This window comes from Plesiomonas sp. (genome assembly GCF_051652165.1).
Taxonomy (GTDB): Bacteria; Pseudomonadota; Gammaproteobacteria; order Enterobacterales; family CAMTGL01; genus Plesiomonas.
Window position 1 is genome coordinate 119767 of the sequence record NZ_JBOFTR010000017.1, and the last position, 22061, is coordinate 141827.

General features: G+C 49.4%; 16 protein-coding genes, 2 pseudogenes and 1 riboswitch. Of the genes and pseudogenes, 8 read left to right on the forward strand and 10 right to left on the reverse strand.

Translation table 11 applies throughout. The features are described from left to right. Positions 1-127: 127 nt before the first annotated feature. Positions 128-235, forward strand: a riboswitch (TPP riboswitch). 82 nt (positions 236-317) lie between these two features. Beyond that, positions 318-1211: a bifunctional hydroxymethylpyrimidine kinase/phosphomethylpyrimidine kinase gene (gene thiD, locus ACRC53_RS12640; RefSeq protein WP_438643748.1), complete on the forward strand. Its 894-nt coding sequence runs from the start codon at positions 318-320 to the stop codon at positions 1209-1211. Between the two features lie 298 nt (positions 1212-1509). Beyond that, positions 1510-2862, forward strand: coding sequence for a glutathione-disulfide reductase (gene gorA / locus ACRC53_RS12645; RefSeq protein WP_438623257.1), 1353 nt, complete (start codon positions 1510-1512; stop codon positions 2860-2862). 190 nt (positions 2863-3052) lie between these two features. Here gorA and pepT read toward each other — a convergent pair whose 3' ends face one another. Beyond that, positions 3053-4300, reverse strand: coding sequence for a peptidase T (gene pepT, locus ACRC53_RS12650; RefSeq protein WP_438643749.1), 1248 nt, complete (start codon positions 4298-4300; stop codon positions 3053-3055). 525 nt (positions 4301-4825) lie between these two features. On the opposite strand from pepT, the gene ACRC53_RS12655 reads away from it, so the two are divergent. Beyond that, positions 4826-5413, forward strand: a complete 588-nt coding sequence (locus tag ACRC53_RS12655) for a hypothetical protein (protein ID WP_438643750.1) — start codon at positions 4826-4828, stop codon at positions 5411-5413. A 68-nt stretch (positions 5414-5481) separates the two neighbouring features. On the opposite strand, the gene corA is transcribed toward ACRC53_RS12655, so the two are convergent. From corA to lptM, 8 genes and pseudogenes are all read right to left on the reverse strand, one after another. Beyond that, positions 5482-6432, reverse strand: a complete 951-nt coding sequence (gene corA / locus ACRC53_RS12660; RefSeq protein ID WP_438643751.1) for a magnesium/cobalt transporter CorA — start codon at positions 6430-6432, stop codon at positions 5482-5484. Between the two features lie 517 nt (positions 6433-6949). Next, positions 6950-9124 carry a DNA helicase II gene (gene uvrD, locus ACRC53_RS12665; protein WP_438643752.1) on the reverse strand — a complete coding sequence of 725 codons (2175 nt, stop codon included), beginning with the start codon at positions 9122-9124 and terminating at the stop codon, positions 6950-6952. A gap of 37 nt (positions 9125-9161) precedes the next feature. After that, positions 9162-9878, reverse strand: a complete 717-nt coding sequence (gene yigB, locus ACRC53_RS12670) for a 5-amino-6-(5-phospho-D-ribitylamino)uracil phosphatase YigB (protein ID WP_438629408.1) — start codon at positions 9876-9878, stop codon at positions 9162-9164. A gap of 243 nt (positions 9879-10121) precedes the next feature. Next, positions 10122-11036, reverse strand: a pseudogene (gene xerC / locus ACRC53_RS12675) (tyrosine recombinase XerC); the annotation flags it as partial. Between the two features lie 208 nt (positions 11037-11244). Next, positions 11245-12000, reverse strand: a complete 756-nt coding sequence (locus tag ACRC53_RS12680; protein WP_438643753.1) for a DUF484 family protein — start codon at positions 11998-12000, stop codon at positions 11245-11247. Further along, positions 11997-12821, reverse strand: coding sequence for a diaminopimelate epimerase (dapF, locus tag ACRC53_RS12685; RefSeq protein WP_438643754.1), 825 nt, complete (start codon positions 12819-12821; stop codon positions 11997-11999). Before dapF ends, ACRC53_RS12680 begins: the two co-directional genes overlap by 4 nt. Positions 12822-12835: 14 nt before the next feature. After that, positions 12836-14089, reverse strand: a complete 1254-nt coding sequence (gene lysA, locus ACRC53_RS12690; protein WP_438643755.1) for a diaminopimelate decarboxylase — start codon at positions 14087-14089, stop codon at positions 12836-12838. Positions 14090-14141: 52 nt separating this feature from the next. Continuing rightward, the gene (lptM, locus tag ACRC53_RS12695; RefSeq protein WP_438643756.1) at positions 14142-14327 is read right to left on the reverse strand and encodes an LPS translocon maturation chaperone LptM; all 186 of its coding nucleotides are present in this window, start codon (positions 14325-14327) and stop codon (positions 14142-14144) included. Between the two features lie 92 nt (positions 14328-14419). On the opposite strand from lptM, the gene cyaY reads away from it, so the two are divergent. Beyond that, the gene (gene cyaY / locus ACRC53_RS12700; protein ID WP_438643757.1) at positions 14420-14740 is read left to right on the forward strand and encodes an iron donor protein CyaY; all 321 of its coding nucleotides are present in this window, start codon (positions 14420-14422) and stop codon (positions 14738-14740) included. 123 nt (positions 14741-14863) lie between these two features. Here cyaY and ACRC53_RS12705 read toward each other — a convergent pair whose 3' ends face one another. Then, on the reverse strand, positions 14864-17422 hold the full coding sequence (locus ACRC53_RS12705) for a class I adenylate cyclase (protein ID WP_438643758.1): 2559 nt from the start codon (positions 17420-17422) through the stop codon (positions 14864-14866). A gap of 399 nt (positions 17423-17821) precedes the next feature. Between ACRC53_RS12705 and hemC the strand changes: the two are divergent. The 4 genes and pseudogenes from hemC to ACRC53_RS12725 all read left to right on the forward strand — a co-directional run. Next, positions 17822-18757 (forward strand): annotated as a pseudogene (hemC, locus tag ACRC53_RS12710) (hydroxymethylbilane synthase); the annotation flags it as partial. A gap of 89 nt (positions 18758-18846) precedes the next feature. Continuing rightward, the gene (locus ACRC53_RS12715; RefSeq protein WP_438643759.1) at positions 18847-19590 is read left to right on the forward strand and encodes a uroporphyrinogen-III synthase; all 744 of its coding nucleotides are present in this window, start codon (positions 18847-18849) and stop codon (positions 19588-19590) included. A 17-nt stretch (positions 19591-19607) separates the two neighbouring features. Beyond that, positions 19608-20843: a uroporphyrinogen-III C-methyltransferase gene (hemX, locus tag ACRC53_RS12720; protein WP_438643760.1), complete on the forward strand. Its 1236-nt coding sequence runs from the start codon at positions 19608-19610 to the stop codon at positions 20841-20843. 11 nt (positions 20844-20854) lie between these two features. Continuing rightward, positions 20855-22033, forward strand: coding sequence for a heme biosynthesis HemY N-terminal domain-containing protein (locus ACRC53_RS12725; protein WP_438643761.1), 1179 nt, complete (start codon positions 20855-20857; stop codon positions 22031-22033). Positions 22034-22061: the final 28 nt, after the last annotated feature.

Below are 22061 nucleotides of genomic sequence, written 5' to 3' on the forward strand. Positions count from 1 at the left end.
GATTTATAAGTCTCTGATCTTGCATTTATTCTACATATACCTTTACTTTACATCTCCATTACACCAACCGATACGATGGCGCGCTGTACTAGACATCGTGTTACCTCACTCTGCATGTTAATCTACACAAAGTGAGTCGGGGGGCAGTTGTGCTGAGATCACAGTAATACGTTGCGTGAAACCCGTTGAACCTGATCCAGTTAGCACTGGCGTAGGGAACTGACTAGCATGCTTGCTGACCCCATAAGTATGGCGGTTATCACCTTTTTGCTATGCTGCTGCCCCTGCGTACATACTTCTTAAATAAGGAATATGATATGCATTACCCTTTTGAAACGATAACTTCCCCGCGTATTATCTCAGCGCCCCTCTCTTTATCCCACCACACCACACCGCCTGTACCGTCTGCCCCTATGCCTGTCATACTGACCATTGCCGGATCTGACAGTGGTGGTGGTGCTGGCATTCAAGCAGATATAAAAACCATCAGCGCGACAGGAAGCTATGCTTGTTCGGTCATCACAGCGATTACGGCACAAAATACCTGCGGGGTACAGGGGGTTTTTCCACTTTCAGCACAGATCGTCGAACAACAACTGCACAGCGTATTGAGTGATTTTAAAATACAGGCCGTAAAAATAGGCATGTTACACAATGCGGATATTATCCAAACCGTGGCACACATTCTGCGCCAGTATCAGCCCCCCCACATTGTGCTTGACCCGGTTATGATTGCCACCAGTGGCGATACTCTGCTCAGTCATGATGCGATCAGTATCTTATGCCAAGAGCTGCTACCGCTTGCTACGCTTATTACCCCTAACTTGCCAGAAGCTGCCGTATTATTTGATGTGCCAATTCCAACTTATATTGAGGATATCAGCGGACTGTTGCCACAACTGCAACCACAGCTCACCACGACAACACTGTTAAAAGGTGGCCACATCGCTAACTCACCATTGAGCACAGATTGGTTATTGATGCCAACGGCCATTCACCGCTTTGACGCTACACGGATTAACACTCACCACACACATGGCACAGGCTGTACACTGTCAGCGGCGATTGCCTCTTTTTTAGCACATGGCGAACCCTTAGAGCGCGCAGTTTACTTAGCAAAACAGTATCTTACCAACGCGTTGCAAGCCGCCCATCAATGGCATCTTGGCCACGGGAAAGGGCCTGTCGATCATCTGTTTGCCCTGCGCTAACCTTGACCAACTGAATAGCCCCCTCATTGGCTTAGTCACACCGTTTACGCGTACGACTTAGCACAGAATGTGAAACGAACACGCGATTTTGCCCTTTTTTTGCGCTACTCTCAGCACACACAGAGCGTGGCAGGCTGGTTATACTCTCAATAAGCAAGTCACCTATTTTTGCTTGATCTGCCCGCAAGTACGATCATCACGAATTATGATGATAAATCGTCACGATATTTGAGTAACTTTACGGCTACCACTAAAATCTCTTGATACGCATTTGGCCTCTGACAACGGATGACAACACATGACAAAACATTATGACTATCTGGCTATTGGCGGCGGCAGCGGCGGTATTGCCTCGATTAACCGTGCGGCTATGTACGGTAAAAAGTGTGCCCTGATTGAAGCCAAAGCACTGGGTGGAACCTGTGTTAATGTAGGCTGTGTGCCGAAAAAAGTGATGTGGCATGGCGCGCAAATTGCGGAAGCCATGAATCTATACGCCGCAGACTATGGTTTTGATGTCGATGTAAAACGCTTTAATTTCAGCAAACTGCTGGAGAACCGCGAAGCCTACATTGACAGGATTCACCAATCTTACGAGCGTGTTCTCGGCAACAATAAAGTGGATGTCATCAGCGGATTTGCCCGTTTTATTGATGCGCACACCGTTGAGGTAAACGGCGAGCAAATCACCGCTGACCATATCCTGATTGCAACCGGTGGTTTCCCTACTCGCCCACCGATTGAAGGTGCGGAGCACGGTATTGACTCTGACGGCTTCTTCGCACTGACTGAACTGCCAGAACGTGTGGCGGTAGTCGGTGCAGGTTATATCGCCGTGGAAATCGCCGGCGTAATGCATGCGCTTGGCGTAAAAACAGATCTGCTAGTACGCCAGCACGCCCCACTGCGCAGCTTTGATCCGCTGATTATTGATACGCTGCTGGAAGTCATGCAAAACGAAGGCCCGACACTGCACACGCAAGCTGTGCCAAAGCGGGTTGAGAAGCACGCCGACGGCAGCCTGACACTGCATCTGGAAGATGGCCGCAGCATCACGGTAGATTGCCTGATTTGGGCAATTGGCCGTAAACCTGCTACCCACAGCATCAACCTTGATGCCACTGGCGTAGAACTCGATGATCGCGGCTACATCCGCGTAGATATGTACCAGAACACCAATGTTCCTGGTATTTATGCCGTAGGTGATAATACTGGCCGTATTGAGCTCACGCCGGTTGCAGTGGCTGCGGGTCGCCGTTTGTCAGAGCGCCTGTTCAACAACAAGCCGAATGAGCACCTGAACTACGATAACGTGCCGACCGTGGTCTTTAGTCATCCACCGATTGGTACTGTCGGTCTGACTGAGCCACAAGCCATCGAGCAGTATGGTGAGGCCAATGTGAAGGTCTACACCTCATCGTTTACCGCCATGTACACCGCCGTAACCTCACACCGCCAGCCGTGCCGAATGAAGCTGGTCTGTGTTGGCGCAGAACAGAAAGTGGTGGGTATTCACGGTATTGGCTTTGGTATGGATGAGATGCTGCAAGGCTTCGCCGTTGCGCTGAAAATGGGCGCAACCAAGCGTGATTTTGACAACACCGTAGCTATTCACCCAACTGCGTCTGAAGAGTTTGTGACCATGCGCTAACGCGCTGGTGCGAGTGCGAGTGCGAGTGCGAGTGCGGGTATTGGTACAAACACGCGCACTGACACTGCGATTTTATCGCAACAATTTACGTTAAAAGCCGCCCTTGTAAAAACAAGGGTGGCTCTTTTTTATGCCTTAATACAGGAATAGGCTACAGAATAATCGGTTAATCAATTCACTTACCCATCAATCAACAGGCCGGTGCAAAACGCTGTTCTGTGACCCGCACCACTTCGGTGATCACGCGGCTGGCCGCGTGTAGTGAGTCAACCGGCAGATACTCATAAATTGAGTGGAAATTGTGCGCACCAGTAAAAATATTCGGACACGGCAGACCATTTTGTGACAGCACAGCGCCATCATAACCGCCGCGCATCGGCGTGACTTGCGGTTCAATGCCCTGATTACGATAGGCTTGCTCAACAATCTCAATCGGGAACGCAGCCTCACCCTGTAACCTGTTGAAAACATTGGCGTAGCGGTCAGATAATTTACACTCAACTGCCCCCTCGCCCCACAATGCGCTACAGCTTTGACTTAAGGTATTTAAGAAGGCCATCCGCTTGGCATAACCCTCTGCGGTAAAATCACGCACATCCATCTTCAGCACGGTTTTAGCACTGTTACCCTGCAGGGTTTTCACCCAGTAGTAACCTTCACGCCCTTCGGTATACTCTGGCGCTTCACCGGCTGGCAGCAGTGCAATAAATTTGTGCGCCATCAGCAATGAGTTCTTGAGTTTTCCTTTGGCTGACATCGGATGGGCTGATTGTCCGGTAAAGATAATTTCAGCATCACCGGCATTCCAGTTCTCATACACCAGCTCGCCAATACCGCAGCAATCAAGGGTATAGGCAAAGTCAGCACCAAATTCGGCAACATCAAAGGCCTTTGCCCCACGCAGCCCTTGCTCTTCATCCGGCACAAAACCCACTTTCACAGGCCCATGTTTGATCTGTGGGTTGGCCTGTAAAAATTGTAGCATATCCATGATGGCGGCCAGTGCCGCTTTATCATCGGCCCCAAGTAAACTTGTACCGTCAGTCACGATAATATCCTGCCCGACATAGCGTGCCAGTTCAGGGAATTGCGCCTGCCGTAAATGGATATCGAGCTTGGCATTTAAGCAGATATCACCGCCGATATAGTGCACTCTCTGCGCATGAGTATCGGTATTGAGTTCGGCACTGGTGTCTAGATGACCAAAAAAGGCGACCGTCGGTACAGGGTATGCAACGTTGGCTGGCAGGGTGGCCGTGACAATAGCACTGTCACGCACGTTCACATCAACCAGCCCCAACGCTGTCAATTCAGCACCGAGCTTATCGGCCAACACTTTTTGGTTGGGTGATGAGGGCATAATACCTGCCGCCCCTTTTTCACGATCAGTGGTGGTGTTTATCTGGGTATAAGCAATAAAGCGATCAACGATATTCATAAGCATCCATCAATTTCAGAAAAAACCGCATGCTATTTTTAGCCAGTCATCTGCAATATTCCGGTGTTTAATTAGGCAGTTCTGGCAGAAAATATCAGGAAATGGCCCCTAGCATGCGCATAAACGCGGCAATTTTCAGTAAAGCAGGACCGAATTTGTGAACTGAAGATGTGATGTGACAAGAATGCGATCAGTTTGCTGCTAAGCTGTACGGCAGAGCGCGCCGAGCACATTCATATCCGTGCATAATACCTGTATATGCAGTGCCTTATATCGCGTACCTCCGCGCTAGGATCTAGCAAGGTTTGCATTTCGTACAACAAACCCCATACCATTTGCCATCATCACTATCCATAATAGTATTCTCATCCATAATCATGTTCTGTATTCAACACTCTACAGAGATAGCATGCTGAATACCCAACGGCTGTTTTCTGCCCAGCCGTATTTTCGTGATAGACAGGATTTTTGTAGTAATAGTATTCCCGTAATAATTGTAATGATTGATAAGGCGACGAGAGCAACATGACCGATTTAACGGCCCTATTTCCGGCCTGTGTTACCCTGCTCGGTGAAGAGACCTTTACCGATATCCTGACGACTGCCCGCCCAGACAGTGCCAGTGCATTGATTGATGCGCTACGTGAGTATGATGCCGAAAGCCCGTGGTTGGCTGATCTGGCTGAACTGGAGTGGGCGATTGAAACAGCGCAGCAGGCAAAAGAGACTGCACCGTTTGATTGGATGTCATTAAGCGCGCTCAGTGAGGCTGAATATGCCCATGTGGTTTTTACACTAACGCCAGGAACTACGCTGTTACAGTCTGATTTTGCAATTGCCGAGCTTTATCAACAGGTGTTAAACCCGCAAATCACGGCGGAAATGCAGAGCCTGACGCTTGAGCTAGAGCAACCTTGCCAACTGGCGATATTCAAACGCCAACAGCAGGTTGTGATGATACCGCTGGATGATTTTGCGCTGGTACTGCTGGCTCACTTTCAGCAGGGGGGGTCACTTGGACAAGTACAAGCGATGGATCCAAGCCAGTTACTGCCGGCACTGATTGAGCAGGGGATTGTCTGCGGATTTACGCTAGATAACAGCGCGGTTTAACCAAAATAAAAAAAGACAGCGAGGCTATCGCTGTCTTTTTCATACTGGTTGACTGTACAACCAATCGGTTACAACCAGCCTTTACGTTTAAAGTAGAGGTAAGGCGCTAAACCGGCCAGCACCATTAAGATCAAGGCATACGGGTAACCCAAATCCCATTTTAGCTCAGGCATAAACTCAAAGTTCATACCGTAGCTTGATGCAACCAGTGTTGGCGGCAGGAAAATAACCGATACCACCGAGAAGATCTTAATAATTCGGTTTTGTTCGATATTGATAAAGCCCATCGCCGCATCCATCAAAAAGTTCACTTTCTGAAACAGCGATTCATTATGCGGCTGCAAAGATTCAATATCGCGCAAGACTTCACGCGCTTGCTCAAGCTCTTGGGCCGGTAAGCGGGCCTTACGCACTAAAAAGCTCAGTGCCCGTTGAGTATCCATCAGACACAAACGCACTTTCCAACCCGCATCTTCCTGTTCGGCCAGTTTTGACAGTGCTTCGTCAAAATTCTCGCCCTGTTTTCCTTCCAAAATCACACGCCCAAGGGCTTCAAGTTCGCTGTAGATATTCTCTATCACATCAGCAAGTTGCTCTATTTTGGTTTCAAACAGATCTAACAGCAGCTCGTAGGCATTTCCCTCTTGCAGATACTGCGTGCGGGCGCGCATACGGTAGAGCCGAAAGGCCGGCAGTTCACGCTCACGCAGGGTAAACAAGCGCCCTTCGCGAATGGTAAACGCAACCGTAGCATTGCTGGCGTAATCTTCGTTATCTTCGTAGTAGAAGAAGGAGTGAATATGCAGGCCATCTTCATCTTCAAAAAAACGCGCACTGGCCTCGATATCTTCCAATTCTGGGCGGGTTGCCAAACCTTGCCCCAACTCTTGTTGAACCCGTTCACGTTCATCTTCATCGGGTTCGATTAAATCAACCCATAAGGCGGATGTCAGTTTATCCTGCTCATCTAGATCTAAACGCTGTAAACGGCGGTCATCAAGTTTGAATGCGCTCAGCATGTGTCATACCTCCCCTTGCGGTTACGATATGAACAACGCTTTGAAGCACGGTCAGAAGCTTTTAGCCTCTACCAATTCAAAACTGGGCAAATGAGATTTAATCAGAAACGGTGAGCATCAGTGCGGCACGGTTGCTGACAGCTAAAAACTGTCAACACCTGAATAGGAGAGGACAATTTAGCAGGTAAAAATCTCATTCCAGCATCGACTGGGTGTGTCCAAGGCGGTGTCCTCTCAAATGATAGTGCGCGAATGTTACGCCGGAGTGGAAAAGACTGTCAACCAGCCAACCGGTTTGAAATGAATAAATTTTGTACCTTTACTTAAGCAGGTTAACTCACAGATCAAGGTGTTGGTGAAAATAACTACAGTTTTCACCCCTGTTTGCGACTTTGTGGGCTCAATGCCGCATAATGTTAATTTACTGCGTCAGTGGCATCCTCTGGTTTCTTTGCATCAGCCAGAAAAAGCCTGTCATACCTATTCACATGATTTGGGTATAACAGGCTTATAATATTTAAATTTTATCGAGATGAGCAAAAGCTAAAACTAACCACTTAATGCCCTCTCCTTGAAATGCAACCTGTACACGCGCAGTATCATCACTCCCTTCCATGTTGATAATCGTGCCCTCACCAAATTTGCTATGCCGCACACGCTGGCCTAAAGTGTAACCGCTGCCGTTGCCCAATGTTGCCGAGGCGGAAGGCGCAGAGAAACGGGTTTGGGTTACTGGCCGTGAAATCGTCGCACGTAGACGCACCTCTTCAAGGCATGCATTGGGTAGCTCTTTGATAAAACGAGATGGCCGGTGGAACTGCTCTTTGCCATACACGCGCCGCGACTCAGCATAGGTGAGTGTCAGCTTTTGCATGGCGCGGGTGATGCCGACATAGGCCAGACGGCGCTCCTCTTCCAAACGGCCACTCTCTTCGGCTGACTGCTGGCTAGGGAACATGCCCTCTTCAACACCGACAATAAACACATTTAAAAATTCCAGCCCTTTGGCCGAATGCAGTGTCATCAGTTGTACTGCATCATCGTAGGCATCAGCCTGACCTTCGCCAGCCTCAAGCGCAGCATGGGTTAAAAAGGCCTGTAACGGGGTCATGTCTTCAGCCTCTTCCGGCACTTCATATTGCCGTGTTGCTGTGACCAACTCCTCAAGGTTTTCTATCCGTGCCTGCCCTTTTTCGCCTTTTTCCTGCTCATACATGCTCCATAAGCCGGAATTACGGATCACGCGGTCGGTCTGAATGTGTAGCGGCAAATCACAGGTTTCAATCTCCAGTGCGCCTATCAGTTCGACAAAACGCATCAGTGCCGAGGCAGCGCGTCCGGCCAGAACTTTATGCTGTAACAAAAATTCAGCGGCCTGCCAGAGCGTTTGCTGGTTATCGCGCGCAGCATGGCGGATCTGCTCAAGGGTGCGATCACCAATGCCACGGGTTGGGGTGTTGATCACCCGCTCAAATGCGGCATCATCATTACGATTGGCAATCAGGCGCAGGTAAGCGAGTGTATCTTTAATTTCCTGCCGCTCAAAAAAGCGCATTCCACCATAAATGCGGTATGGCATTCCCGACTGCAACAAGGCTTCTTCGAGCACCCGTGACTGGGCATTGCTGCGATATAAAATAGCGCAATCTGAGAGTGCCGCGCCGTTATCCTGCCAAGCTTTGATTCGGCTGACCACAAAACGGGACTCATCTAACTCATTGAATGCGCAGTACAGTGAGATAGGTTCACCGCCTTGTCCGTCGGTCCAGAGGCTTTTTCCCATCCGCTCACTGTTGTTGGCAATCAGTGCATTGGCGGCGGCCAAAATGTTGCCCGACGAGCGGTAGTTTTGTTCTAAGCGAATGGTATCTGCGCCGTTAAAATCGTGCAGGAATTGCTGGATATTCTCAACCCGCGCACCGCGCCAGCCGTAAATTGATTGGTCATCATCGCCCACGATCATCACATGGTTCTGGTTGCCGGCCAGCATTCTGATCCAAGCGTATTGAATGCGGTTGGTATCTTGAAACTCATCGACCAAAATATTGGTAAAACGCTGCTGATAGTGCGCCAAAATCGCCGGTTTATGCAGCCAAAGTTCATGGGCGCGCAGCAACAGTTCGGCAAAATCAACCAACCCTGCCCGATCGCAGGCTTCCTGATAGGCTTGATAAATTTTCAGCCATGTCGCTTCGGTCAGGTTGCCGTAGGTTTCAATGTGTGAAGGGCGCAGGCCTTCATCTTTTTTCCCATTGATAAACCACGCCGCTTGGCGAGCCGGCCACTGTTTTTCATCCAAATTCATGGCTTTAATCAGGCGTTTTAGTAACCGCTGCTGATCATCAGAGTCAAGAATTTGGAAATCCTGTGGCAAACCGGCATCTAGATGGTGCGCGCGTAACAGGCGATGGGCGATACCGTGGAATGTGCCAATCCACATGCCGCCTTGCATCGTGCCGATCAGCTGTTCGATACGGTGACGCATTTCAGCCGCAGCTTTGTTGGTAAAGGTCACGGCCAAAATGGAGTACGGCGAGCAGTGCTCCACCTGCATCAGCCAAGCAATGCGGTGCACCAGCACACGGGTTTTACCGCTGCCTGCACCGGCTAGCACCAAGAGATTGCGGCGCGGCGCGGCCACCACATCGCGTTGTTTATCATTCAGGCCATCGAGCAGGCGGGATACATCCATCGGGCACTCTTACTGTGTTTTTATACAATGATGGGGATTATAACAGCTCAAGCAGCGAGTCCAACCGGCGGATTTCCAGCGTCGGCAGCGCGCGGCTGTCACGGTCAAGGCGCAGTTGGCGCTGTTTATCGTTGATCCAGCACGCCTGCGCGCCAGCATGGATTGCCCCTTGAATATCAGTTTCCAGATGATCGCCAACATGCAGCAAGGCTTGCGGTGCAATCTTTAGCTCGGTAGCTGCATGATGAAACATATCCGGATAGGGTTTTGCACGGCCAGCCGGCCCTGCACGTAGGATCAGGCTAAAATAGGGCGCTAACCCAATCACGGCCGGATCAGCATTACCGTTGGTAATCGCCACCAGTGGCCAGCGTTGCGCCAGTGCTTGCAATACCTGATGACTCTCTGCCGGCACTGTAATTCGGTTACGCAGGCGGGCAAAATCAGCCATTCCCTGATCGGCGGCCTGCTGCGCTTGGTCAGCACTGTATCCGCGAGTATGCAGAGTCTGGGAAATGGCTTGATGACGCAGTGCTGTCATATCATGGCGCAGCAGCGGTTGCTCGGTGGCAACCTGCTGGCGAATCAATGCCCACTCGTGCGTGCCCAAATCGGCCAACAGTGTATGTTGCTGCCGGAGTGTCTCGGCAGCATCCTGCTCGCAGGCCAGCATGACCGGTTCGTTGTCGTACAGGGTATCATCCAGATCAAAACTGATAGCCGCAATCGGGTGCAAAGGGCGGAAAAATCGCATGTGTGCTCTCCTGTGAGATACGTGGGCGGCAATGGTGTTAGCCGCGCACGCATGACGCTAGCGAGATCGCGGCGTCAGAGGTAGCGAATCAGTTGGCACTGACTCAGATACCGTGAATGTGGGGGTCGCGCTTGCCGAGAGCGGTTCGGCAGGTTTTATCGGTTCTGCTGTATTATTCGGTGTAGTAAATGCAGGGTGCTCTGACTCGGTCGCTGCCAGTAGGCGATTCAAATCAGCCGGTAAACGGCTGCGTTTAGCACGCGGATGCGCAGCATCGTATACTGTGGCAAGATGTTGAAAATCAAGGTGGGTATAGACTTGTGTGGTCGAGAGGTTGGCATGTCCGAGCATCTCTTGCACGGCACGTAAATCACCGCTTGATTCAAGCATATGGGTCGCAAACGAGTGGCGCAGTTTATGTGGATGAACATGGCTGCTCACACCTTGCTTAATCCCCCATTCGGCCATCCGCTTTTGTACACTGCGTGCTGCAATGCGCGAGCCTAAACGTGAAATAAAGAGTGCATCATCGGTTGGCGATAATAACGGGCGCAATACCAACCAACGTTGTAACCACTCAGCGGCCGTGCGACCAAAGGGAACTTGCCGCTCTTTTGAACCTTTACCTAATACCCGTACTTGCCCTGATTCAATATCTAACATACGGTAATTTAGCGCAATTAGTTCCGATAAACGTAATCCAGCCCCATACATCAGCTCCATCATGGCACGATCACGCACTGCTAATGGATCTTGTTCATCCACATTTAAAAGCTGAGAGACCTCATCCACATCCATATTTTTTGGCAAACGGCCAGGTGGTTTTGGTGCAGATACGGCACGGGCAGGGTTAGCACTCAAAATCCCTTGCAAAACGAGATAGTCTAAAAAGCTGCGCAAGACCGACAAGCGCAACCCAATCGAGCGTTCTTGCAAGCCCTCACGTTTTGCTCGGGCAGAAAGTTGCCGTACCCATGCTGTATCAAGTTGCCCCCAAGTATTCAACGACATCACCTGCATTTGATGAACAATCGCACGTAGCTGGCGAGTATAGTTCTCAATCGTCTTTGGGCTCACTTGCCGCTCGACACGCAAGAATGCCAAAAATTGGCACACAGGTTCAACCAATGCGGCAGGAAAATCAGACCCTACCGCCATAATATCGGGTGAGAGAGCGGCATACTGAGGTGTGAGGGGAGAAGTGGTGGCATTATGTTCAAGATAAGAAGATACCGCATGGCCATTATCTGTATGGCTAGTCTCTGTATCGCACTTATTTGTATGACCATTTTCTGCATGACTGCGTTCGGCGTGTACCAAACGTTGACGACGTGCTGCATTAGCAGCAAATGTTGAGGTTATGCGTTTACTCACGACGGGCAACCCATTTTTGTATTACTAACTCTATAATTTGCGCGACAGATTGCAGCAGTTGTGTCCCCATACCTGTTTGAAAGTGCTGTGGATCACGGCTGGCAAAAATGAGTAGCCCAAGTTCAGCATGTTGACCGATACGCTGCAATGCCACTGAGCCAACCCGTACAATATCTGGCAACAATAACAGTTGCTCAGAGGCATTGAGTGGCCCTAAATAACAAGCATTTGGCCTAAACTGCCCACCAAAGCGTTGAATGCGCAGTAGCGCAAACTGCTCAGGACGCAGTGCTAACCCGTGCGCTGCACTCGGTGCGCCTAATAACCAACGATCACTAAACAGATGTACACGGCAGGCTAATAACCCAAGCTGCTGACTCCACTCTTGCAAGCACCGCAAACCTTCATTTAGATCAGTGGCCATTAACAAGTCGTGCTGTAACGGCAATAAACGCAGGAATAACTGTTCATTAGCCGCCGCCTGTAAGCGTTGCTCACGTTGCTGCTGCTGATATTCATCCACTGTTTGCCGCAATTGTAACAACTGTCGCTCAATCAGTGAGATCGCACCATGGCTATGGTGCGGGATCTGCAGTGTATCGAGTAATGGGGCATGGCGGTTAAAAAATGCAGGGTGCTGTATAAGATAGTGAGCAATACGCTGCTCTAGCTGTACATCTATTGTAGCCTCTGATACGCCTGATATCGCTGTTTCTACCTTAGGTGGCCGTGGCGGATATTCACTCATAGTTGAATAAATCCGTCATAAATATGGGTCGCTGGCCCCGTCATGTATAACGGTTGCCCGATACCTTCCCAACGGATCTGTAACGCACCACCGGGTAAGTCAACTTGTACACTTTGTTCTAATAATCCCTGCACAATCCCTACCGCAACGGCGGCACACGCACCACTACCACAGGCTTGTGTTTCCCCAGCCCCGCGCTCGTATACCCGTAAACGGATATGTTGCGGATTGAGTGTTTGCATAAAACCAACATTCACTCGTTCAGGAAAACGCTCATGGCTCTCAAGCAACGGGCCTAAGCTTTCAACCGCAGCCGTATCAACATTCTCGACTTGCAACACACAGTGTGGGTTTCCCATCGAGACTGCGCCGTAAAACACCGTCTGCGCATCAGTGCGCAGAATATAGGTTTTCTCTTCTTTGACTGCCCGATGCGGGATCTGGCTAGGCTCAAAAATCGGGACTCCCATATTGACGGTGATCTGTGCATCATCCTGAATTTTCAAGATCATTTTGCCGACCTGCGTACTCACACGGATCTCACGTTTATTAATCAGCCCTTTTTGGTACACAAAGGCAGCAAAACAACGCGCCCCGTTGCCACACTGCGCCACTTCGCTGCCATCGGCATTGAAGATACGGTAATGAAAATCTAAATCGGGATCATACGGTGGCTCAACGACCAACAACTGATCAAAACCTACTCCCCGATGCCGATCCGCCAAACGACGGATCAGCTCCGGTGAAAAGAAGACATTTTGCGTCACGGCATCGACAACCATAAAGTCGTTGCCTAGCCCATGCATTTTGGAAAAGTGCACGCGATTCTCCATCATCACGGCAGCAGGTGCTCCCCGCGCCATAAATCGCTTAATTGCTCTCGTTCGCGGATCAGATAAGCCTTATCACCATCAACCAGCACTTCAGCCGGACGCACCCGCGAATTATAATTAGAGCTCATACTAAAACCGTACGCACCGGCAGAGCGCACTGCCAGCAGATCGCCGGCTGCAATCGACAACGCACGCCCTTTGCCAAGAAAATCACTGGTTTCACATACCGGCCCAACAACATCATACACCGCACTTGAGCGCACTAAGCTGGCATTCACCGGAATGATTTTCATCCACGCCTGATACAGCGCAGGGCGTAGCAGGTCATTCATTCCTGCATCTACAATGGCAAATTGGCGATCACCGGCCGCTTTCAGGTACTCAACCTGCGTCACCAGTACACCGGCATTGGCCATGATCACTCGGCCTGGTTCAAATACCAACTCAAGCTCTGGCCGATCAGCCAGTTTACTGAGCAAAGCAGCCGCATAATCGGCTGGGGCTGGCGGTGTTTCATCGTTATAACGTACGCCCAAACCGCCACCGACATCAACATGTTGCAGCTCTATGCCATCATCGGCCAGTGCATCAATCAGGTGTAACAAACGATCAAGCGCATCCATAAATGGGGCAAGGTCGGTCAGCTGTGAACCGATATGGCAATCAATCCCCACCACCTTCAGGTGTGGCAGATCACGCGCAAGGCGGTAAATCCGCCGCGCATCTTGGTGATTAATGCCAAATTTATTCTCTTTCAAGCCCGTTGAGATATAAGGGTGCGTTTTGGCATCCACATCGGGGTTCACCCGTAACGAAACCGGCGCAATACACCCCAGCTCTCCAGCCACCTGATTTAAACGTTGTAGCTCAGCTTCTGACTCAACATTAAAGCAGCGAATGCCCAGCTCAAGTGCCCGAACCATATCCTCATAGCTTTTTGCTACGCCGGAAAAGACCACTTTACGGGGATCACCACCGGCAGCCAGCACGCGCTCAAGCTCACCGCGCGAAACAATATCAAACCCTGAGCCTAAACGGGCCAGCAGGTTTAATAGCGCCAAATTTGAGTTAGCTTTTACCGCATAGCAAATCAGGTGCGGGTGCCCTGCAACAGCCTGATCAAAGGCGTGAAAATGGCGCTCAATAGTGGCTCGCGAATAGATATATAGCGGTGTTGAAAACTGTGCTGCAAGTTCATCAACCGCAATACCTTCAGCGTATAACTGCTGATTGCCCTGATAATTAAAGTGATCCACGCTAACCTTCCTTGATTGATACCATCATCTAAAAATGGCGGATGTATTGACGTTACACTGCCGGTGACATTGTACTTTCGCTAACAGAGGTGGCTTTATTCTTTGTATCTGTCGTCGGCTTTTTCACAGGCTGGCTTGGCTGCTCAGGTGCAGGCATATACAACGGCCCTTTCGTACCACAACCGGCTAAGGTAAATAGAGCACATAATGCGAGTGCACGACAAAGAGAGTTTTTCATGAGTTCGCCTGTTGTTAACGGTTATTAAGTTATTTACGCTTGTAAGATCTCTATAATCGCAGCTCGATCATGAAAAGCAAGAGGACACCAACATGAATGACAGCCAATTCCACCAATATGCCGATCTGGTGTGGCACACACTCGAAGAAAAACTTGATGATATAGATACTGATATTGATTATGAAAATCAAGGTGGTGTGATGACACTGACATTTGAAGATGGCAGTAAAATCATTCTCAACCGCCAAGAGCCACTACACCAAATCTGGGTTGCGACCAAATTTGGCGGTTTTCATTTTGATTTTAGTGATGAAGAGTGGATTTGTAACCGTTCAGGTGCTGAGTTTTGGACGTTTTTATCTTTAGCATGCAGTACACAGTCAGGTGAAGAGGTTTCGCTGCAGTTTACCTAATGAATGGCCACCGAAATCACACGGTATTTATCCGATCACCATAATGGCGATAACCACTTACCCGCTGTATAAAAACAATCTCATACAGCGGGTTGCCACTGTGGCTATGCACAACAGAGAACGTTATGCTTGCGGTTGATGCAAATTAAACAAAATTTCAGAAGGAAAGGTTAATGTTGTGTCAAATGTGGCACTTTCGCGCAGCTCACTGCTGCGATAGGGGTCAATTTGAGTTCGACCATCACGCTGAACAACCTGATAATACTGTGGTAAATTGAAGTTACTGATACTTGCTCCCACCGCTAATTTATCGTGTGATGCAGCATAAAAACGATTCACATCCTGTACCAGTTCATCTTTATTGCCTTCGCAATTTTGATACACTTCAATGCGGTTTGCTTCGTCAAGAATATAGATATTAAACCCGCGTTCGCTGTCTTCAAAGAAGAACTGAATCAACCCCTCACTGGCATAGGCATCAACAATTGGCGGTAGATGAGGTTCGGCAGTGCCAATGACCAGTGGAAAACCGTGTAGTTTGGTATTTGAGATACACCCATAAAAATCCACACCATTTTCTAATTTTTGTACCGAAACCCCACGACGCTCAAAAAACAGCCCCCACATCTGGCCTGCAACACGTAAGGGTTTGAAACGTTTAGGTTCAGGGCATTCACCTAATAAACGCAAATCAATGCACTCAGAAACAATCTTCGAAACACGGTTACGTAAAATGGCCCGCAGATGGCGGCTGTAGCAAAATACATCAACTGCTTCTGGCAATGCTGCATCTTGATGCATCTTACCTAAAATCGTTTTAATCGCATCGAGCAAGCACTCTTCACCACGAAAATGCAGAGTACGCACCTCATTCCACGAGTTGCGATACAGCAGATCAATACTGCCGATAAGACTTTGCTGTTGTTGACCAAAGCTAAAAACATCAGTCTGGCTAAAATCAAATCGGACTTCGCTGTTGTTAAAATCGGCCGTCGGATCGACTTCTAAATTAATAATAATGCCTAAATGCCTGATTTCGCATGGGCTATACAGATCTTTTTGGCTTGGCATTGGCCGACGAATCGGAAAATAACTGCGAATATCTTCGACCAGTTGCCGCAATTTAGCCGAGTCACACGCACTGCCAGATCCCTGCACATGTAAACGGGTTTGCGGTGTCAGTAAACCGTTAAAATAGCTCCATGCCACTAGCTTGCTCAAATAGCGGTTGTACTCAAGATTTGGCCGGCCGGCTATTTCAAAAATCAGCGGAGCTTTGTTGTATAAATACCAGCCTTTCGGATTAGAACGCCCCTCTGGTACTTGAATAAAAGTGAGATCTCGCTCTGACAAGTCGGGTGAAATTTGCGGGTTAACCAGTGTCACTTTACCCGGCAACACTTCAAATGCAGCATACAGTTTTCGCGTCAAAACTCCGATATCCTCTGGGCTGGCACTGACACTGATATTGTGTCGCCGCGCAAACCGGATCAAATTACGGTAGCTTTGCATCAAGGCTTCAAGCAGTTCATTGTGTGCTTCACGTACCTGCTCGATTTTCCAATGTGCCCGATCATCGAGTTTACGCAGTTTGGCTTCGCTCCAGCCCCAATCTGCCACCAGCGTTTGCAAAACTTCGCGCCGCCAGCACTGACTGGTGGCTGGCTGCGAGAGTTTTTCGCACACTTTGAGATAAAAACAGCGGCGTGCCAAATCAAGGCGTGTCTTATCACCTACCGATTGCAAGTAGCGAGTCACGCGGCCGAGCATCATGCAGTAGGCATCGAGGCCATCACTAATGATATTGCCCTCGTGCATGCACTGTTTCATCTCAAGCGCCAATAGCTGTGTTTCTGGATATTCGCAAGAGTACGCTTCTAGCAATAAGCTCTTCAGCACAGCTTTATAGGGAGAGTCGATACTTTTATAGAGCTGCCATAAACTTGCACCATAGTACTCTGCGGCTGAGAGTTTACCGAGCCCTCCTAAATCGAGCCACTCGTTTGTGTTCAGTGCGCCTTGTGCGTACAGTAATCGCACGTACTCGTCGTACTGCTCCTCCATCTCAACAGGAACCATGCTCCACAAAATACGCTTACCCGCCAAGCGCACGGCGGTGCGGTAGAACTCATCAAGCAGCAGTAAGTGCTGCATCGAGCCGCAGTTTTCGGTGCTCAGGGTATCGTATTCGTTATGACGAAAACGGTTTTCATCAATCAGGAAAAAGCTGATATCAACGCCACGTGAACGCGCCCACTGCTCAAGCAGCATGCACTTATCGAGTAGACGCTGGCGCTCATCACGATCAAGCCATGACTGGTGGCAAATCCAAATATCCAGATCAGAATCACTGCTTTGGCCAACCGACGAGGTGCTGCCCATTGAATAGAGTGCAGTGATCGGAAGTTCGCCGTCTTGCGGCTCTTGGAGGGGAACGCCCCATGCTCGCGAACAGTCATCAATAAACTGCTGCTGCATTTCATCAGGCGTAAACAAGCAGACACCATAAGGGACGGTGTCATCAAGATAACCGGGCATCATAGGGTGATTGTAATTCAGCAACACTGGCAATAAGCTGTAAACCTGATGAAAAGCAGGCCCCATTGCTGCCAGCGCACGCTCAACGCGTAGCTGATTCATCGCATCCATTCGCCGTTTGAGTGTTTCAATATACAGGTACAATACGCGTCGCCTGACATTTATACCGGTATTCCGGTAACCAACCCACCGACACCATACACATCCGTGTCTTACCCTTGCCTTGCATTGTACTGTGATTTATTGCTGCTATATGATGTCGGAAACGTGATCAATTTAACACTTTCCCGCATCACCGTAAAGATAACAGGGTTTATCTCTACACGGTTTTACTGACTAACGCAGCAAAGTCTGCTGCTCTTGGTATCGTTGAAAAAATGATAGCTTTCACATTTTTTTTACACCCACAGCAAAAATATGCGACAAATCTCACAACTTGCACGGTTTTTCTCGTTGTAAAGCATAAAGAGTGCGATCCGATGCGCTGACACTTGATAGCTGCCAATGGTAGGATTAACCAATCTCAATCATACGGTTAATAGCATGTCTACTTCGCACCTTAATCTGTCGCGTATTCGTATTGCCACCCGCCAAAGCCCACTGGCGCTGTGGCAAGCCAATTATGTCAGTGCGCTGTTACGCCAGCATCACCCTGATTTAGACGTTGAACTGGTGCCTATGGTAACAAAAGGCGATATTATTCTCGATACACCATTGGCAAAAGTGGGCGGTAAAGGTCTATTTGTCAAAGAGTTAGAGCTTGCACTGCTCGAAGATCGCGCCGATATTGCTGTACACTCAATGAAAGATGTTCCGGTCGATTTTCCTGCTGGACTGGGTTTACACTGTATTTGTGAGCGTGAAGACCCACGTGATGCATTTGTTTCACATCACTACGCTAATCTGGCGGCCCTGCCACACGGTGCGGTTGTCGGTACATCAAGCTTACGCCGACAGTGCCAACTGCGCGCAGCACGTCCTGATTTACAGATAAAAGACCTACGCGGGAATGTCGGTACCCGTTTGGCTAAATTAGACAACCACGAGTACGATGCCATTATCTTAGCGGCAGCGGGCTTAAAGCGTTTAGGATTAGAAACACGTATTCGCGATTACCTGAGTGTTGAGCAGTCTCTGCCGGCCGTAGGGCAAGGCGCAGTAGGTATTGAGTGTCGTCAACATGATACGCAGGTGCTCGCACTGCTTGCACCGCTGAATCATCCGGCAACAGCGTTGCGAGTAGCCGCCGAACGTGCCATGAACACTCGCTTAGAGGGCGGTTGCCAAGTGCCTATCGGCAGCTATGCACAGCTTGACGGCGATCAGCTATACCTGCGGGCGTTAGTTGGCGCGCCGGATGGCAGTCGCATTATTCGTGGCGATATTCGTGGCAGTGTTGATGTGGCAGAACAATTAGGGATTACATTAGCCGAACAATTACTGGCTCAAGGTGCGGGTCATATTTTAGCCCAAGTTTATGGCTCATTTGGCACGGGTTCTACCGATTTACATGCCGTCAACTCAGCTGCTGCGATACCCAAAACAGCGCAGAACCAGCACGGTAATTCATGACAATTTTGGTCACACGGCCAGGAGAGTCTGGTCTAGCATTAACTCAAGCCCTCTCAGCACGTGGCCGTGCGGCTATTTATGCGCCACTGCTTACTTTCAGTGCTGGGCGTGAGCTTAACGCCTTACCAGCAGCCTTTCACCGTTTGCAAGCCGATGATGTGATTATTGCTGTCTCTGGTAATGCCGTGCGTTATGCACAACAAGCCTTACAGCAGATTGGTGCGTCATGGCCGCAGGTGCAATATGCTGCCATAGGCCGAAGTACTGCACATGCTCTGCAACAGGCCAGTGGTCAGCCCGTACTGTTTCCTGCACACGATGAAACCAGCGAAGGTTTATTGCAGATGATAACCGCACAAGCAATGGCTGGCCGACATGTATTGATTTTACGTGGTAACGGTGGTCGACCTTTACTGGCTGACACCTTCACAACGTGGGGCTCTTTCGTTACCCTACATGAATGCTATCAACGGCAGCCTATTGACCTGTGCGGTGAGCAACTGACCGATATCTGGCAACGGGCAAATGTGAATATTTTACTGGTGACAAGTGGTGAGATATTACAACAACTGGTTGCCTTAATACCGAAAACTGAACATGATTGGCTAACATCTTGTCGATTAGTCGTCGTCAGTAAACGTATTGCAGCAATGGCACAGGCACTTGGGTGGGCTGAAATTGTGGTTTCTCCCCATGCTGATAACCTGTCGCTCATTGCCGCAGTTGAACAATTTGAATAACTTGGGATGAACCCTCAATGACGGATCACAAGCCCCAGTCCTCCTCTGCTGCGGATGAACAAGCGACTTCAACATCAATACCTGCTGTAGAGTCAGCCCCTATTGTTGATAATAGCAAAGGCGCTGATTTCGCCCCAGCCAACACCGAAGCGCCTACTACTAAGAGTGGGCAGACCTTAGGGGCTATTGCCATTGCACTGGTGATCGCATTAGGTGGTGGATTGTACTACCACGGCCACCAGCAGAATGTGGCGCAACAAGGTGAGCTGGCACATATGCAGCAGAAAGTAGATACCTTGACCAATGCGCTGACGGAGTCACTGGCAAATCAGAAAAAACTGGCCAGCCAAGTGAGTAGTGATGTCAACCAAACACTGGCCAGCGCCAAGCAGACACAAGCAAAACAAGAAGAGCAGATCCAGACTCTACAGCGTCAGCTCACAGAAGTGGCAGGCCGCCGTTCGAATGACTGGCTATTGGCAGAGGCTGATTATCTGGTCAAAAATGCGGGTCGCAAATTGTGGATGGAGCAAGATGTCACCTCTGCTGCGGCACTGCTCAAAAGTGCTGACTTAAGCGTTGCGCAGATGAACGACCCAAGCTTATTGCCCATTCGCCAGGCACTTGCTGACGATATCTCCACCCTTGCTGGCATCACCAAAATTGATACTGACGGTTTAATCCTGAACATCACAAGCCTAGCAAATCAGGTTGATAATCTAAAACTGGCTGACACACAACTGCCTCCGGCTGAAAACGCAACCGACGACTTGGGTGTTAGTCACTCTATTCGTGATTGGAAAGCGAATTTACTCAAAAGTTGGGATAGTTTTGTTGATGACTTTATCACCGTACGCCGTCGCGACGGAACTGTCGAACCACTGCTTGCTCCCAATCAAGACTACTATTTGCGTGAAAATATTCGTCAACGTCTACAAATGGCAGTAATGGCGATTCCACGTCATCAAAACGAGCTGTATAAACAGTCGTTAGAAAAAGTCGATACATGGGTACGCTCCTATTTTGATATGCAAGATAGCAACACGCAGGCGTTTTTAAATGAAGTTGACAGCTTAAGTACAGAGTCTATCTATGTCGATTTGCCACAGAGCTTAAAAAGCCAGTCATTGATCGATGATGCTCTGCAAACGCGTGTACGTAATCTACTAGCACAGCCTTCCGCAGGCCAGAAGCTACCAACACCTGCTACCCGTGTCCCTGCTACGACACCGGCTGCACCGGTACTTAACTAACGGGGGCTGTTATGACGCGAATATTTATACTGTTAGCCATCATTATCGGCGGCCTGATTATCGGGCCACAATTTGCCGGTCATCAGGGCTATGTGCTGATTGTTGCAGGCCCTTACACTGTCGAAATGAGCCTAACGAGCATGATCATTTTGGTGATCTTAACGCTCGCGGCCCTGTTTATTCTTGATACAGTATTGCGCCGAGTACTGCGCTTTGGCTCGTCCACACAGGGCTGGTTTGCACGCCGCAAACGCAATCGTGCGCGCAAACAGACCATTGCTGGCCTACTTAAACTGACTGAAGGTGATTACCAACAAGCCGAACGTCTCATGGCAAAAAGTGCCGAGCATGCTGATCAACCCGTTGTCAATTTGCTGATGGCTGCTGAAGCTGCGCAGCAGCGCGGTGATAATCTCAACTGCAACCAATACCTGCATCGGGCCGCTGAACTTGCTGGCCATGATACCTTACCGGTTGATATTACCCGTGTGCGCTTGCAACTTGCACAAAATGAGATCCACGCTGCCCGCCACGGCGTTGATAATTTGCTCGCTGTAGCGCCGCGTCACCCACAAGTTTTGCGTTTAGCGCAACAAACTTACTCGCAGGCGGGTGCATATGCAGCCTTGCTTGATCTGCTGCCACAGCTCACTAAATCCAACTTATTTAGTGAAGATGAGCTGACGCAAATTACCCTTGAGGCTGAGAATGGCTTAATGAGTAAAGCGATGCACGAAAATGGCAGTGAAGGGTTAATGGGGTGGTTGCGTAATCAGCCGCGTAAGCGTCGTAGCAATCCCGATACACTGGCACTGCTGGCGGGTCATTTGATTGAGTGTGATGACCACTACCACGCGCAAGCCGTTATCCTCGATGGGTTACATAAGCAAGCGCACCCGCCACTGCTGAAAATTATCAGTAAACTGCACCCCAGTGATCCAGCGGCTGTTGAAAAAGTACTACAACATTTGCTGAAAAAACAGCCTGATGATGCCCTGATTAACCGCACTCTTGGCCATATTCAGGTTGCACAAGGTGAGTATCAGCAAGCAGAGGCTTCGCTGAAAAAAGCCTTGGCAACAGAACCAGTTGCCAGTGACTATGCCCTACTTGCTAACGTGATGGATAAACTGGGTATGACACAAGATGCTGGTGAGATGCGGCGCAAAGGCCTTGCCACTTTAGAGTAAATCGGTCTGATTACTCACTGCTTACCGA